Origin of the sequence: Zobellia galactanivorans, assembly GCF_000973105.1 — a bacterium.
Lineage (GTDB): Bacteria > Bacteroidota > Bacteroidia > Flavobacteriales > Flavobacteriaceae > Zobellia > Zobellia galactanivorans.
Genome location: NC_015844.1, coordinates 3,803,270 through 3,818,770, shown reverse-complemented (window position 1 = coordinate 3,818,770; position 15,501 = coordinate 3,803,270). Strand labels below are relative to the sequence as shown.

The following is a 15,501-nucleotide window of genomic DNA, read 5'->3' as shown; positions in this document are numbered from 1 at the left end:
AAGGTATTTCGTGAATTTCAGGTGTTTTTTCAGGTTGTAGGCGATCGCCGAGAGATGTATCACCTTGTTGGCCTTTGCCCATCCTATGCTGTTTATCTTCCTGAGTCCCATGAACTGGGGCAAGGGACGGAAAGCGGGCTCCACCGTACGGTCGTCGTTGAACACCTTGGCGAATGGGATCTTCTTTTTTCCCTGCATGGCTAAACTTAACAACCCAACGTTAAGATTACGTTGATCCCATATGGTTTCTTCGTTAACTTGTACAACAGGCACACAACCTAAACATAACACGTACCTTAAGGCTGAATTTAAAGGTCAGCGTATATTTATCAAGTCGCAAAATTGAAAATTACGCGTCAGCGAAATATTCAATTTTTGCATTGGACCGTAAACGACAAAACAAACAGTTTTTGCCAAGTGCGTAACGGGAAGCATTCCCAAGGTATCAACTCGCCCGCTACTGTTGCAGACACCGTGCCCCGTACTATAAGTACTGTGACAAAAAACATATTTTATTGAATGAACAGACAACTACTTATGATAAATAAACGCGATTTTTACGCCATCGTTTTGTTCATATGCTCCACTCAATGGATGTATGCCCAAAATCTTGAAATTACACATGGCCCCTACCTTCAATACCTAACCTCCAATGAAATAACAATTAATTGGAGTACTTCTAAAAATTCTATATCATGGGTTGAATACTATAAAGAAGACGGATCAAATTTTTATCAAAAAGAAAGAGAGAAAATATTTAATGCATCTGATGGACTAAAAAATATAAGTGTACTACACAGTGTAACACTAAAAAACTTGGATCCTGCGACAAAATATGCCTATCGTATCTACTCGACAGAAGTAAAAGATGATAGGAGTTTTGGAAAAACCGTGGCGACCCAAGTATACAAAAGAGCACCACTTTATTTTACAACACAGCCCATAAAAAAAGAACAAATATCGCTTCTAGTACTAAGCGATATGCATGAAAATACCAAAAAAGTAGATAGCCTTTTGAAAGGCGTTGAATGGGACAAAACAGATTTTGTATTGTTAGATGGTGACTTTGTGGATTCCTTTGAATCGGAATCCGATCTGTATGATGGGGTACTAGATACATGTGTTGATATATTTGCACAAAATAAACCGCTAGTTATTGTAAGAGGAAATCATGAAACAAGAGGCAGAAAGGCACATGAACTAAAAAAATACTTTCATTTCCCAGATAACAAATATTATTATACTTATACAATAGGAACTACATTGTTTATTGTATTGGATTCAGGAGAGGATAAGGCTGATTCGGATATAGAATATAACGGATTTGCAGATTTTGACACATATCGCAGCGAACAAGCTAATTGGTTATCGGAAGTCGTAAAGTCAGATGCCTTTAAAAATGCCGAACATAAAATAGCTTTTATGCATATTCCGCCCTATGATGACAACAGAGGACAAGAATGGCATGGGGATCTTGAAGTAAGGTTAAAGTTTGTACCCATACTTAACAAGGCAGGCATAGATTTAATGGTCTCTGGCCATACACACCATTACTCATTTCAGCCTCCTAAGATTGAAGAAAACAATTTTCCAATTCTAGTTGCGGACCATAAGACGCGATATAATTTGTTAATTGATAAAACGGGAATTAAGATCAAGGGAATTGACATCGATTCTAAAGAGGTGTTAAACATGTTCATTGAGAAATAATATTAAGCTTCCGGTATCCTAAAAAAACAAGAAGCCCAAAACGGCATTAATAAACGATTTGCCATCAAAGCCTAAAATTCATTGCTTGCGGATTTCCTAAACGGAAATCACGCGCAACAAAGCTATCTTTAGGGTCGGCTGCCCCGATAGCTATCGGGCTTCGGACGAATCAAAGCAAACAAGCTTGGCCTAACCCTTGCACACACATTACCCCCCTTAAAAATACATTTGCACAAGCCCGTACCACATTTCACGATTTAGGCCTCGGAATAACGCTGGCCAAGAACTTAAAAGTTTCCGATTATTTGACCTAGGTCAAATAAATTCCTTCATTACCGCTTTAGTTTTGCATTTTAAATCACCATAAAATTTTAAAATGGCACTTGTAGAACCACACCCATTAACAGCTTCTTCGCACGACAGTCAAATACGCTTAGAAAAAGCATTGGAACACCTTCAAAATGGAAAGGGACTTATTCTGACCGATGATCATGACAGGGAAAATGAAGGGGACCTCATTTTTTCCCCTCACCATATGACCATTAGCGATATGGCCCTTATGATAAGAAGAGGCAGTGGCATTGTCTGTCTTTGTCTGACCAATGATAAAGCTGACGCACTTCAGTTACCCTATATGGTAAAGGAAAATACAAGTAGCTTCCAAACCCCTTTCACCGTTTCCATAGAAGCAAAAGAAGGGGTAACTACAGGGGTTTCGGCCAAAGACAGATTAAAGACCGTTCAAGTTGCCTGCCATGAAAATGCCACAAGCGACGATTTAGCAAAACCGGGCCACATCTTTCCGCTAAGGGCCAATGACAATGGGGTACTACAAAGAAACGGCCATACCGAAGGCAGCATCGACCTAATGAAATTAGCCGGTCTAAAACCGGAAGCCGTACTATGTGAATTGATGAACGACGACGGGACCATGGCAAAAATTGACACGATTACACGGTTTGCCCACGAACATGATTTGATGGTCGTATCCATACAAGACATTATTCATTATCGTAAATTTGTTAGAGATTACTACTAAATGACAAATTATATTGAGCTCGCGAATTTCATACAAAAGAACATTCATATAGAAGATGACGATTTAAAAACCGTGCTATCTTATTTTAAAAGCATCAAAAAAAGTAAAAATGAAATTTTACTTTCACACGGTAAACATAGTCAGGTGAGCTATTTCGTGAAAAAAGGTTGCCTAAGGCTATTTTACATAGATGAGGAAGGCAAAGACGTCACCCGTTACATTGCATTTGAAAATCAATTCGCTACAGAACTGGTTAGTTTTATAACGAATGAACCCGCACAAGAAAGCATTCAAGTCATCGAAAACAGTGAGCTTTTATATATCACCCACGAAGACTTTAGACATCTGATCACCCTTGTTCCCAAATGGAAGGACTTTTACAGTATCTATTTGGAAAAGGCGTATGTAAACAACGCTAAAAGATTAATTTCATTTACTACCCTAGATGCATCAGAGCGATACAAACAATTATTTAAAATAAATCCGAACATTGTCAAGCGTTTACCGAACAAGATTGTAGCTTCTTATATTAACATCTCACAAGAAACTTTGAGTCGAATAAAGTCCAAAATTTGAAAAGGCAGCCTCCTCCCCTCCCTTTATAAAGTTATTGAGTAAAAAAACTAGTGCCGAATTGATTATGCAAGTGGAGCTGCACCCAACTTCCCATTCTTGTAGGTCCGTTAAAATAGAATGGCGGAAAACACGTTTAACAACAAAACCCAAGCCTAATACGGACTTTAGACCGAAACCGATAAGGTCTGTGTATAATTGCAATGTCGCTGAATCTTTTGGGTTTAGCTTTGAACAACAAATAAAACCAAACCATAAGCTTTAGCTTCGTGTGCAAACGGGAACCGGCCTGTGCTTCAACTCCCCTACTGCTGTTTTCGAACGGCGTAGCTTCATACTACGCTTGGCTCAAACCTTGTGCGTCATACCAAGAAAATGGACGAAATATTTAGTCAGATAAAAATCTTTTTTGAGCAAAACCCGGAATACTCGTATTTACTGTTCACCGTTGTTTTTCTCATTTACGGAATCGGGAGTTTCATGAACAAAGATTGGGCGACCAATCCCGCTAACAGTACCCAAAAATTAAACTATGAAACTTTTGGACATAATGCTTTTAGATTTGGTAGAGGCTTGCTTTTTATACTAGGGGCTATCGCCGGCATATTCGGATTCTTATGGGCCATAGAGTAACTATATAAATCGCACCTATCCCCTAAACCTATGAAAATAAAGCTCGTAATCTTATTTATTTTGGTCCTAACCGGACTTTCGTGCAAAACAACCTTAAAGAATACGAACACCCATCGGAAGCTAAAGATCGAGTGGACAGAAAATTTAAAAGGCGACTTTTCCTTCAAAGACAAATGGAGTTATCCTGAATATGTTTATCGCAACGCCCATGGACAATTAAGCTGCGATGGAAATTGCCCCTTAGAAACCGACCGAATGAAAGATGCGTCCGGAAAAATCTATAAAGATTCCTTGCAAGCCTTCTATGCCCTTATCGATACCACCCATGTATTTCACTCTTTACGATCGCAAAACAAGATGTATGAATACTCCGGAACCGATTTTATTGAATTCCATAAAACCGAAAACGGAATTGTCAAAGGGAAATCGGCAAATAACGTTTCAACGAATAGCAGTCTCATTATAGAAATACAAAACGATTCGTGCTTGGTTTGGGTCGATTTTAATAGTATCAGGGGTTTAGGTCAGAATATCTTCCCCCTTACAAACGGAAGCATTACAGTTGACCGAAAACGATTTGAAGAAGGCACTTTAAAAGCTGCATTCGATTTTCATTTCAAAAACACCTTAGAACCGAACATCCCCCTTTTCTGGAAAGGCCTGATCCATAGTAAAATAAAAACCGAATGAACAAGTACGAAGGCTCGGAAAACCTAGGGCAATACGGATATGGATCTGAACAGAAAAAACGAAACAGCACACTGACGGAATAGCTTTAACCTATGCTCAGCGCGAGCGCCACCATCAATTATGGAACTATGAAATACACCTATATAACACTGCTCTTTCTTTCCCTTGTTCTATACAGCTCCGGAAACGAGACTAGCCAAGAAACCTTTGTAACGCCCTCAACTTACATCGATAGTATTTTTACCGCTGTCAAAAACAATGATTTCAAAAAGTTTAGAAGGCAATTTGATTCCCAGGAACTAAAAAAAGCCAATCGCCTAAAAACATTGGGGAACCTTAATGAGGTCCAAGAAAAATTCATCCTTTATGTAGATGACCATGAAAAAGGACTAGTCGAGAATTACAACAACCTTAAGGATACCATAAGCAAATACGGCCTAAGCCGAGATAGGCAATACCACAACCGTTTTGTGTATGTAAACAGACTTGATAAAACCCATAAGCGGGTAGAGTATGCCAAAAGTGTCGATTTTAGCTTTTTAAAAGACTCTGTGATCTTGACTTTTACTCCATTCCACTATGAATTGCACAAGACCGACACCCATTGGGTCTCTAAAAATAAACTAGAAGTCAAAAGGTATCCCGTACAGGAAATCTCTAAAAGACCCCCCTATTTTGTCAATACCATCCCTGAAGATTTTATCGCCTACGGTGAAAAAATATATACCCTGATCAAAAATAAAAACCTAGAGGACTTACAACTGGAATACCCTCAAAAGGATGAATTCGGGCTATTGAACACTTCCGAAGAAAGTCTTGGGAAACTACCGAGGTATCTACAGGAAAACCATGTCAAATTAGAAAAAGAGTTCGATACCTTTACTATTGTAGAATCGTTATACCGCGAAAGGACAAGCGTATTATGGAAGAAAAAAAACTACAGAAACGAAGGGAATATGAGGGTTACACTTTATGTCAAAACCACAAAGGGAGACAGGCTCATAAATATAATTTGTATGCCCACCGAAAAAAGGATAATGTTAGACCATATATCCACTAAGCTGATTACCCCCTAGAAAAATGAAGGTTGCGGTAGGGACCATATCAAAAGACCCGTTGGCCTGGGCATGCCCCAAAAGGCTTCCCGGTCTTTTATATTTACCCTTGCGGTTTCCATTTTTTATGAAGGAATCCCTATACTTTCGTTCGGTAATTCAAAAAGGAAAAACAGTTACACCACACAAGCCTTGGCCCAGCCCTGGTAAAAACAAATAGATCTACTCTTGGAGCAACTAAAAAAGAACCAAAAGGCCATCATTATTTCGCTTTTCTTCACGCTTATAGCCCTACTATCATTTTATACCTGGAGAAAAGAAGCATCCTTGAATTCCAACAGAAAAATAACCATAGGAAGGGTAACCGACGTCAACTATTCCATTAAAAACGGATATATTTCCTATGAGTTCTATGTCGACGGCAAGCATTACGACACAAGTGACCCCGACGACGCCGGATGGCCCAAATACTTCCGACAGGGCAAAGCGGTCAAAAACCAGTTCTACCCCGTGGAATACGACCTTACGGACCCCTACAATTCCAAAATTAAAATAACCCAAATGCCTATCAGCTTAAAAACCCTTTTAGAAAATGGAACTAAAGTCAAGGGCTTGGTTGAGAAATCGAGTCCGGTATCCGATTCGTATGTAGACCTATACATCAGCTATACCTTCCTCAAGCGTCAATTCAAATTCAGGACAAGATTGCACAAAGACAGTTTACCCTGCGGAACGGCCGATAGCTGCCCACAAAAAGAGATCGACCTAGTAATATCCGATTACTTCCCCGATGTAAGCGATCTGTATTATTCCAGCTATGACAGAATTGCCAGGGAAAAAGCAAAAAGACGAAAACCCTAGGCTTCGATAATACGGTGTTTACCTTCGTAGAACCTAGGCATCCATTACACAGTTCTCCCTTCATATGAATATACCGCCAAACTTTACACGTTTAAAAGAATGTCTTTACCTTTGAAGCATCAATCTACTAATGGGCACTACCAAATGCCAGCTGAATTTTAGCACTACCCTATGGCCCTATCTAAGCGCCCTAACACTATAAACACATAAACCATTATATATACAGATGAAAACGTCATCATTAACGTCCGCCCTCGCCCTAGCTACCGTAGTTATCGTACTTTCTTCCTGTGGGGCAAAAAACAAGAAAAGCCCAAGCAAGGATTTTGAGGACCATCACACCCCTGAAGTCGCATTAGATTGGCAGGGGCATTACTATGGCCTACTGCCCTGTGCCGATTGTGAGGGCATAGCGACCGAATTAAGCCTCAAAGACGACCTTACCTATGTTCTGACCCGAGTCTGGAAAAAGAAGGGCACTGCCGCGTCCGATACCCTAAAAGGGAAATTCACATGGCAAGGAAACCATATCAAATTAGAAGGCATGGAAGACTATAGCAGTCCGGCCACTTTTAAGGTCGAAGAAAACCGTGTTCGCCAATTGGACATGGACGGAAATGAGATCACCAGCCCATTAGCGGCACATTATGTACTTTCGAAAATGGGAAATCCGCAAATTGAGGATCAACGATGGCAAGTAGTCGAACTCAACGGAAAGCCGGTAAACGGTACTCCGGAAACGCACTACCTTATTTTCCATTCGAAAGAAAGACGCCTTGAGGCAAAGATGAATTGCAACGTACTATCTAAAAGTTACAGGATCACCGATCAGTTCAAGATTACCATCGGCCAAGGTATTTCTACCATGATGGCCTGCCCAGACCCTCTAGAGGCCGAATTCAACAAAGCCCTTGACATGGCCGACAACATTGCCGTCGGAGACGGAACAATGACGATCAACAAAGCGCGTATGGCGCCCTTGGTAAGCCTTAAATTAGTGGAATAAAAGTCCCGTTTTCCATATACAACGGCAACTTTTCCCATACCTCAACGTTCTAGCGTATTAAATAAACTACCATGAAAATTGAACCCCTTAAAGAAGGACAAAGCAGCAATGGCATAATTTGCAAGAGCTTTCTCATTAGTGCCTATACAAGCATTGAAGAACTAATGGATACCTACAGGCAACTTTTAGGGCAAAACAAGGGGAGTTCAGTGTTGCTTACGCTTGATGACTTGGGACAGGCCGAATACACCTGTGGCCATTCGACGATGACCCATAATTTAGATGAAACGGAAAACTACGATTTATCGATGGTCGACCCGGTAGCCTTTGAAGACGGGGAGCACATCGGCTACTTATCGACCCCATCTGAATTCTTTATAAGAAAAAACAATTTTGACAAGCTCGTAAAAGGAGTAGCATATTCTTCCGTACTTCAAAAAGGCTTAAGTCTAGATGACGAAGAGCTGGAACGCCTGGTCGATGCAAATACCGATCCGTATGCGTGGATCGATGAATATGTAATCGCAAAAATAGTTCCTGTAGAAAAATCCTATGAAGCCATTTGTGCCTTTCCCAACGGATATTTCAGTTGTGACCTAAATCCCTTTGAAAACTATGTTTTGGCCAAAAGACTTTACGACAAATACGGATACGAATTATTCGGGATTGGAGCCTCATTGCTTGGCTTTATCAAAAACGAAAAACTTCAAGAAAAAGAATACCGAGGCCTGCTAGCCGATTTATCCGAACTGTATCATTGTCCTGAAGCAGAAATCGAAAAAATAATAAACCACAAGCATAATTTACTTTTCCTAAAATATACCGAGCAATTGGAATAGCAGGACAAGGCCCCATCACAAAGAAACAGGACAGGAAACAAACAACTCCTTCCCTGCCCTTTTTAAAACACCCGTAGCAATCTATCTTGCTTTTTCCGTAAGCCTACACCTTCATAAACACATGTGATTTACTATCTTAGTCGTTATAAGTTGTATCGTATCAATGATGCTATACTAGCGTTGTGTATGGTGTACCATGGGTATGGCCCTTAACCAACATCAAAAGGCATATGAAAGTAAATGAAGTGATCGACTTAATTAAATCCACTTATCCGGACTCTTGGTTTAAGGAGGTAAATCAAGAATGGATCAAAGAGATTGAATCAAAATATTCAGAGCTTCCTAAAAACTTAAAGACCTTATACAATCAGCTAGGTTATGGCGGAATTGGCCCAAGCCACTATGCCATACATGTGTTAATGGAACCCGAAGAAATCTATGATCCCCTAACAGCGAAAGAATTGGCCGGAAAATTAATCGTTGGAGATGATTTTGCCGGATGCTGTTATGCATATGACACCCAAGATAATTGGCAATTTGGATATATTGAACATACTGGTGAATTTGAATCATTGGAAGGTGTCTATTCGGACTTTATAGATTTTTTGAGAGCATTGGCCACCAATGAAAAAGAATAAAAACGCAAGAACTTGTAAATGGCAACAGAAGAAAATCAATTGGGCATATTCACGGATTTTTGAGACGGCGAGCACCCGCATCACCTGCCTTTAATGGCTTTAAGAAATGATAGGTCGAACAAAGATTGCAACCTTGAAATTAGTCTAAACCGGATCGAGCATATATTCCAAGACCATGAAAGGCAGACGATCATCAAAGATTTGGAACTTCTGATCAAGCAAGACGATTGGAGACCTCAACTGATCTTTTGCATCTCTATTTTGAAATTACACCGCGAAGACCTCCCAAACCTAAAAAAGGAACTATGCCATAAATTAAACGAACAACGGTCTTGGGTAAGTCCACAATTGGCGGCAACGGTATCGATCCTAGATTCAAACTTTAAATCGATGGCCATCGACATCCTAAAAAAGCAAAAACGAATTGACCATGTAGACCGGTTAAGCAGTGATCATATCTTTATTGAACTAAGCAGAGGAAATACACCATTCGAAGACAAGGGCAAGATTGCAATTCGATGGAAAGAAAGAGTATTACAACCGTTACAAGACGAAAAAATATAAGTCGCCCCCCATAAAGACCCCAGGTAAAGGTCACCCCCATCTTTCCCCTTGCCTTTTTCGAGAACCCAACGACTTTCTATCTTACATTTTTTTGTAAGAAAAATCCCTTCCATATATACAATTTAATATCTTAGTACTTATTAAGTAGGATAGCATCAATGATCATATTCTGTTGTTGGCAGTAATATCGACAGACGAAGAAACTGAATATTAACCTAAAGCGGTTCTATTGATAAACATTTTTTAAACTTTTAAAATCGAACATTATCAAAAAAGTACTTTTTATTTTACTATGCTCATTTGTAAGCTTTGCTTTTACAACAAATGAAAAAGTCGAGCCAATTTCTGTAGAAGAAAATACAGAATTTATATTACCTATGGAGGTAAAGGTATATCCTATTGAAAATGGCTCTATTACTGTGGTAACACCAGCAAGAAGTACTTGCGATGAAGGTGTAGTGTCAAATTTAACCATCGAAGTTGACTGCGGAGGTGGTGGAGGTTATTCTTGGAGTGGAAAAATATGCTACGAACACATCGAAGCTTTAGTCGAACAATTCCAAGAATCTTGTTAAATATTTTATGAAGTCATAGAACCGCTTTTTCAACAAAAAACAAAATGAAAAAACTTACAATAATATTTACTTTGCTACTATGTATAAACCTTTATTCGCAGGACAAAATGGGTTTAGTGCAATACGGTCACAAACAAAGTATGGGGTTAGGCGCACCTATTGGAGTAGATTACAATGCAGTCCTAATCTTTAACAATAACCATTCAAGTTATATGTATGCTAAAGATTCTTTAGAAGGTGGCTTTGTCAACAAATCCGTGGTTATAAAAAAAGACAGTGATAATGTGTTTGTTAAACCAATGAGAACTTCTAAAGAGGGTTATCAGGTTTATATAGAACTAAACAATCAAATGTTAACAAGGAACAAAGGGTATAGCTATGTTAAAGAAAATATACCAAAAATAGATTGGAAAATCTTAAAAGAGAAAAAGAAAATTGGAACTTTTGAATGTGTTAAAGCGATCGGTATATTTAGAGGAAGAGAATATACTGCTTGGTTTACAAAATCAATTCCTTTATCATATGGCCCATGGAAATTACAAGGTTTGCCTGGATTAATCCTTGAAGCTTATGACACAAACAAAGAGGTATATTTCTATTTTAAATCCATAAAGTATCCTTTAGATAACAAAATAAAAATCACCAAACCAAATCCCAAAAGTGATAGTACTGATTGGATAACCTTAGATGAGTATAAAAAATTATTAAAAAATCTTCACGAAAAAAATATTCAAAATGGTAGAATGATAGCAGAAACTTATGATGCCGTTGATACAACTGAAAATGAAATACCTATGAAAAACTTTTTTATAGAGGCATTTGACGAATAAATGAAAAAACTTCAATTAATATTTTTCTTTATAAATACCTATTTCTCTATCTCACAAGAATATAAAGTCTCTGGTGTTTTATACTCAATTCAAAATGAACCAGTCCAAAATGCGACAATTCTAGTTTATCAAGAAAACGAAATAATTGCTTATACCTATTCTAACACAAATGGTCGGTATCAAACAAAATTTAACTTGAAAGGTAGAGAGTCTAATAAATTAAAGATAGTTGCAAATAGTTTAGGATTTCAAGAGAAAGAAAGAATAATAAGCATTGAAAACAAAACCGAATACAATCTTGACTTTATTTTAGAAGAAAAAGCAGAACAATTAAACGAAGTTGTTTTGGAGGCTCGGGAAAAAATAAAAGTAAAGCAAGATACAATAACATATAAAGTTTCAGCTTTTAAAGAGGGTTCAGAAACTGTAGTTGAAGATTTACTCAAAAATATTCCCGGAATAGAAGTGTTATCTGATGGAAATATTAAAGTGAATGGGAAAGCTATAGACAAATTGCTAATTGAAGGTGATGACCTTTTTGACGATAAATATAAATTGTTGACCAAAAACTTAGACGCCAACAATATTGAAGAAGTTGAAGTGTTAAACAATTTTGAAGATAATCCTGTATTGAAAAACTTTCAAGAATCTGAGAAAGTGGCCTTGAATCTAAAATTAAAAGAGGATAAAAAAAATGTATGGTTTGGTAATTTTGATTTAGGCTACGGAACTTATGACCGTTACAATTCAACAGCTAACATTGGACTTCTAAAAAAGAAAATAAAGTTTTTCAACCTGACAAATGTAAACAGTATAGGAAGAACAGCTATTTCGCAAGTTAAAAATACCGGAAAGTTAAATATTAGTGGTTTTGACACCAGTAAAAAGATTGAAAAAACAAATAATACTTTTGTCAATATAGATAATCTGTCATCAACAAACTTTTCAAACAACGAAGATATTTTTAATAACTCGTTTTTAAACTCTTTGAGTTTTGTTACCAACTTATCAAAACAAACCAAAATAAGAAGTCTAACTTACTTTACTTATGATGAGATAGAAAAGCAAAACGATAACATTACAGAATATTTTATCGAGCCAGAGGTTATTTCTTTTAATGAACAAAACAGGGTTAATATTAAAGATTTATCGTTTGCAACAGAATTGGAGCTTAAACACTATTCTGAAAACGAGACCTATTTTACCTACGACTTTACATTTGAAAACAACCCAACTGAAACAAAAGGAAACCTAATTTTTAACAACGATAATATTTTGCAATTTCAAGATGATAAAAAATATAATTTCTTCAATCATCTAAGTAATACAAAAAAAATCACTAACAATACGCTTTTATTGGCTTATGGTTATTTAGGTATAAACAATACAAAACAGGATTATACAATTCAGCCCAACATTTTCAGCGATATTTTCAACAATGATGAGGATTTAACCATAACCCAAAACAGCAACACGCCTTTAAGCTATTATGGTCTGATTTCTGAAATAGTTACAAAAGGAAAAAAGTCAGAATATGGATTGGAATTTTCAGCTACTGTTGATAGGGATCGGATTGAGAACAGTTTTAGGTTTGATAACCAAACACCAGTCGATACGATTTCAAACAATACCGATTATAAAAATACTAGAATTTCAATTTTAGGTAAATACAACTACGATATTTCAAAGCTGTTTAAAATTAGTAGCTCGTTAAGTGTTTCTCAAAACTATTTAGATGTCAATAACACCAAAAAGGATTTCTTTTTTATTAATCCAAAAATCAGGTTTCATACTAAAAAAACCAAGATTGGTAATTTTGGGATAAGTTATAGCTACCAAAACAATTTGCCACAAGCTCGATATTTAACAGAGGATTTTATATTAACCAATTATAGAACATTTAATAGAGGAACGAACGACATACAACAAATTAACAATCATAGTTTTGGTTTTTTCTACACCTTTAACAATTATAAAAAGCAGTTTTTAATCAACTCTTTTCTGTTACATAGCTTTGCGGACAAAAGTTATGGTTTAAACAGCCAGATTACGGAACAGACAAACTTTAACGAATACCAAATCATTGATGGAGGAAAATTGACCAATTATAATTTAAGCATTACAAGATACTTAAAAGCATTTTCTAGCACATTAAAAGTCAGTACTCAACAGTCATGGTCAAATAATCCAATAATCATAAACAACAATATTAACGAAGTCATAAATTATAATGCCAATTATAGAATACAAGGAACAACTTATTTTAAACTGCCAGTAAACTTTAAATTTGGCTTTCAGTACAACTATTCAAAAGGGGAATTTGACAATCAAATCTCAACAAATGAGTATTTGGAAAGTAATTTAGGTGCAACCTTAAAATTATCTGACCAATGGCTATTTAAAATTGAAAACAATTATTATTCGATAAACGAAAATGACTATTGGTTTATAAATGCCAATCTGAATTACAATCCCGAAAAAAGCCATTTTTCTTATAGATTATCAGCTAACAACTTATCCAACATTACAGAATTTAAAGATATTTTTATATCTGAATTCCAACGAAACGAAACAAATTTTAGAGTAATTCCAAGCTACATACTTTTAAACATAAAATACAGATTTTGACAAACGAACTGAATAAAATACTACTGCCAACAACGAACTGAGGTAAAAAACAAACAAATCCTTCCTTGATCTGAGACAATACTATTCTAGGCCCTTAGATTCAAAAATTTGATTCTTTGAGCTTTTCTCATCGAGGGCGCTAAAGATTTGATCGAAAAGGGATGCATCATCTCATCCCCCGCAAATAAAAACATAGTCTGTAGATTAGAGACGGCATTTGATATTATTGTCACCCACGAACAGAGGCATTTCGAGCAATTAAAGGAAACCTATCAACTTATGGCCCAACAAAGCTCCTATAAAAAACAAAAAAAGGACGCACTATCGTGCGTCCCTTTTTATAATCGCCCGTAAGAAACGTATAAGGCTTAGACGCCTTGGGCATCGCTAATTACACGGTCTATAAAATCGGTATTGATACGTAAGAGCCTTGCCAGATTGTATAGCACATGTACTTCGCTGTCGTCTATCTGTCCGTCGGCGTACGATATAATGGATAGGTCCCTAAGAATGTTCAACTTTTGCATCACCGAGAGTACCAGGTCCAAATCGTTCGATAGCTGTTGTACTTCCTCAATCATCTCGTCTTGGGTAAGCCCTTTGATCGTCATCATACAATTGGCAAAGACGTTAGGCAGTACAATACTGCTCAATGCCTGGATCTCGGAGTCGTCGACAACACCATCGGCATTCGATATTAAATAGCCCCCTAAGAACATAAAACGCTGAATTTTCTCTGAACACTCATTATTTTCCTCTAAGCTCTCGGGCTCCATTAACGACATAATACGTTTAATTTCAAGCTCCATGCCCTCTTTGCTGGTCTCTCCCCTAACCTTGTCGTTAAAGGAAGCATAGGTTTCACTCTTATTAAAAAGTTCCAAGGCCTTGATCCGCAGAGGGCTGAAAGGGTGGCTGCTGTACCAGTCCGAAGGGTCGTGGTTGGCATCGTTCAAGGCTTCTTCCAAATCTACAAATTGCTCTATATAAGCGTTTAGTTGAAAGTCCAATGAATCGGTAGTCACCCCTGAGGATAGCTTAAAGAAGGTACGACCGGCGGTTTCAAAATCTTGGCAGCAAAGCAATCCGACCCTATCCGCGCTTATTTCGGCATTTCTATGCCAGGCGTACAATTTCATGGCATGTATCGGTGCTAGATCATTCTCGCCAACATCTAAAATTTGGCGCACAGGATAATCAAAATGTTCAAAGAGTACATGGCCGATTTCGTGACCGACCACAAAGGTCAATTCTTCCTTTGAAAAACGCTCTAAAAGTCCTGAAGACAAAATAATATACAATCGGTTATCGTCAGGAGGGTAGCAAGAGGCATTGAATATATCGCTTTGGTAGACGAAAAATTCAATTTCGGCTTTCAGTTTTAGCACTTGTTTGCAATGCTCCCCGATCTCATGGAGCATTGGGGCCAAGGTCTTGGTCAACCTTAAGCTCGATTTCAATAAGTGTTTTCTTGATTTGAACCTACCATTGGTGGCACTGATCCTTTCCAAAATGTCTTGTATGAGTTCGTTTTTCTGAAACTCGACGACATAATCCCTATCGCCATCATAGACCAAATGGTTCAAGTCTATATTGGCCCTTTTGTCGCTATAAATATCCGGTACTTTTTCCGCTTCCACCTTTTCGTTTAAGGCGTTGATCTCTTCGATACGTTTGGTATAATCATCGGCCAATTTTGTGGCCGTATTTTGAAAAGAAACACTTACTTCCTGTATTTTTTGAAAATCGCCCGATGCCTGTGCCGCGTTTAAATTGGCCATCATCTCTTCCTGGGCCGCATTAAGGGCATCTTCATGTTCTTTTTGTAAATCGGCCAATGTGGTTGATGTATATGACATA

14 protein-coding genes and 1 pseudogene are annotated in these 15,501 nt (G+C 37.6%); 13 read left to right on the top strand and 2 right to left on the bottom strand.

Translation table 11 applies throughout. The features are described 5' to 3' along the window. Window positions 1–12: 12 nt before the first annotated feature. Window positions 13–147 (bottom strand): annotated as a pseudogene (locus tag ZOBGAL_RS24105) (transposase); the annotation flags it as partial. Window positions 148–519: 372 nt separating this feature from the next. Here ZOBGAL_RS24105 and ZOBGAL_RS15655 point away from each other — a divergent pair. The 13 genes from ZOBGAL_RS15655 to ZOBGAL_RS15585 all read left to right on the top strand — a co-directional run bounded on the left by ZOBGAL_RS15655 (window position 520) and on the right by ZOBGAL_RS15585 (window position 13,641). Further along, window positions 520–1,710 carry an FN3 domain-containing metallophosphoesterase family protein gene (locus tag ZOBGAL_RS15655; RefSeq protein WP_013994650.1) on the top strand — a complete coding sequence of 397 codons (1,191 nt, stop codon included), beginning with the start codon at window positions 520–522 and terminating at the stop codon, window positions 1,708–1,710. 376 nt (window positions 1,711–2,086) lie between these two features. Further along, a complete protein-coding gene (gene ribB, locus ZOBGAL_RS15650) occupies window positions 2,087–2,749 on the top strand; it encodes a 3,4-dihydroxy-2-butanone-4-phosphate synthase (protein ID WP_013994649.1) in 663 nt (220 codons plus the stop codon). Continuing rightward, window positions 2,750–3,325, top strand: coding sequence for a Crp/Fnr family transcriptional regulator (locus ZOBGAL_RS15645; RefSeq protein WP_013994648.1), 576 nt, complete (start codon window positions 2,750–2,752; stop codon window positions 3,323–3,325). Window positions 3,326–3,697: 372 nt separating this feature from the next. Further along, on the top strand, window positions 3,698–3,955 hold the full coding sequence (locus ZOBGAL_RS15640) for an immunity 17 family protein (RefSeq protein WP_013994646.1): 258 nt from the start codon (window positions 3,698–3,700) through the stop codon (window positions 3,953–3,955). Window positions 3,956–3,985: 30 nt separating this feature from the next. Next, on the top strand, window positions 3,986–4,645 hold the full coding sequence (locus ZOBGAL_RS15635; RefSeq protein WP_013994645.1) for a hypothetical protein: 660 nt from the start codon (window positions 3,986–3,988) through the stop codon (window positions 4,643–4,645). A gap of 92 nt (window positions 4,646–4,737) precedes the next feature. Next, window positions 4,738–5,721: a hypothetical protein gene (locus ZOBGAL_RS15630; protein WP_013994644.1), complete on the top strand. Its 984-nt coding sequence runs from the start codon at window positions 4,738–4,740 to the stop codon at window positions 5,719–5,721. 207 nt (window positions 5,722–5,928) lie between these two features. Next, window positions 5,929–6,561, top strand: coding sequence for a hypothetical protein (locus ZOBGAL_RS15620; protein WP_013994642.1), 633 nt, complete (start codon window positions 5,929–5,931; stop codon window positions 6,559–6,561). A gap of 226 nt (window positions 6,562–6,787) precedes the next feature. Next, on the top strand, window positions 6,788–7,567 hold the full coding sequence (locus tag ZOBGAL_RS15615; protein ID WP_013994641.1) for a copper resistance protein NlpE N-terminal domain-containing protein: 780 nt from the start codon (window positions 6,788–6,790) through the stop codon (window positions 7,565–7,567). A 71-nt stretch (window positions 7,568–7,638) separates the two neighbouring features. After that, window positions 7,639–8,406 (top strand): hypothetical protein, encoded by a 768-nt coding sequence (locus ZOBGAL_RS15610; protein WP_013994640.1) that lies wholly within the window; start codon window positions 7,639–7,641, stop codon window positions 8,404–8,406. A 230-nt stretch (window positions 8,407–8,636) separates the two neighbouring features. Then, window positions 8,637–9,044, top strand: coding sequence for an SMI1/KNR4 family protein (locus tag ZOBGAL_RS15605; protein ID WP_013994639.1), 408 nt, complete (start codon window positions 8,637–8,639; stop codon window positions 9,042–9,044). 93 nt (window positions 9,045–9,137) lie between these two features. Continuing rightward, window positions 9,138–9,608 (top strand): hypothetical protein, encoded by a 471-nt coding sequence (locus ZOBGAL_RS15600; protein WP_013994638.1) that lies wholly within the window; start codon window positions 9,138–9,140, stop codon window positions 9,606–9,608. 619 nt (window positions 9,609–10,227) lie between these two features. Then, complete coding sequence (locus ZOBGAL_RS15590; RefSeq protein ID WP_013994636.1) at window positions 10,228–11,013, top strand: GLPGLI family protein; 786 nt, start codon at window positions 10,228–10,230, stop codon at window positions 11,011–11,013. Continuing rightward, window positions 11,014–13,641: a carboxypeptidase-like regulatory domain-containing protein gene (locus ZOBGAL_RS15585; RefSeq protein WP_013994635.1), complete on the top strand. Its 2,628-nt coding sequence runs from the start codon at window positions 11,014–11,016 to the stop codon at window positions 13,639–13,641. Window positions 13,642–14,009: 368 nt separating this feature from the next. Here the strand turns inward: ZOBGAL_RS15585 and ZOBGAL_RS15580 are convergent, their stop codons facing one another. Beyond that, on the bottom strand, window positions 14,010–15,500 hold the full coding sequence (locus ZOBGAL_RS15580; RefSeq protein WP_013994633.1) for a M48 family metallopeptidase: 1,491 nt from the start codon (window positions 15,498–15,500) through the stop codon (window positions 14,010–14,012). Between the last annotated feature and the right edge of the window lies 1 nt (window position 15,501).

Bases quoted from the DNA above. Each gene is read 5' to 3' on its own strand.
- ZOBGAL_RS15655 (WP_013994650.1), top strand. From the start codon at position 520: ATGAACAGACAACTACTTATGATAAATAAACGCGATTTTTACGCCATC.
- ribB (WP_013994649.1), top strand. From the start codon at position 2,087: ATGGCACTTGTAGAACCACACCCATTAACAGCTTCTTCGCACGACAGT.
- ZOBGAL_RS15645 (WP_013994648.1), top strand. From the start codon at position 2,750: ATGACAAATTATATTGAGCTCGCGAATTTCATACAAAAGAACATTCAT.
- ZOBGAL_RS15640 (WP_013994646.1), top strand. From the start codon at position 3,698: ATGGACGAAATATTTAGTCAGATAAAAATCTTTTTTGAGCAAAACCCG.
- ZOBGAL_RS15635 (WP_013994645.1), top strand. From the start codon at position 3,986: ATGAAAATAAAGCTCGTAATCTTATTTATTTTGGTCCTAACCGGACTT.
- ZOBGAL_RS15630 (WP_013994644.1), top strand. From the start codon at position 4,738: ATGCTCAGCGCGAGCGCCACCATCAATTATGGAACTATGAAATACACC.
- ZOBGAL_RS15615 (WP_013994641.1), top strand. From the start codon at position 6,788: ATGAAAACGTCATCATTAACGTCCGCCCTCGCCCTAGCTACCGTAGTT.
- ZOBGAL_RS15610 (WP_013994640.1), top strand. From the start codon at position 7,639: ATGAAAATTGAACCCCTTAAAGAAGGACAAAGCAGCAATGGCATAATT.
- ZOBGAL_RS15605 (WP_013994639.1), top strand. From the start codon at position 8,637: ATGAAAGTAAATGAAGTGATCGACTTAATTAAATCCACTTATCCGGAC.
- ZOBGAL_RS15600 (WP_013994638.1), top strand. From the start codon at position 9,138: ATGGCTTTAAGAAATGATAGGTCGAACAAAGATTGCAACCTTGAAATT.
- ZOBGAL_RS15590 (WP_013994636.1), top strand. From the start codon at position 10,228: ATGAAAAAACTTACAATAATATTTACTTTGCTACTATGTATAAACCTT.
- ZOBGAL_RS15585 (WP_013994635.1), top strand. From the start codon at position 11,014: ATGAAAAAACTTCAATTAATATTTTTCTTTATAAATACCTATTTCTCT.
- ZOBGAL_RS15580 (WP_013994633.1), bottom strand. From the start codon at position 15,500: ATGTCATATACATCAACCACATTGGCCGATTTACAAAAAGAACATGAA.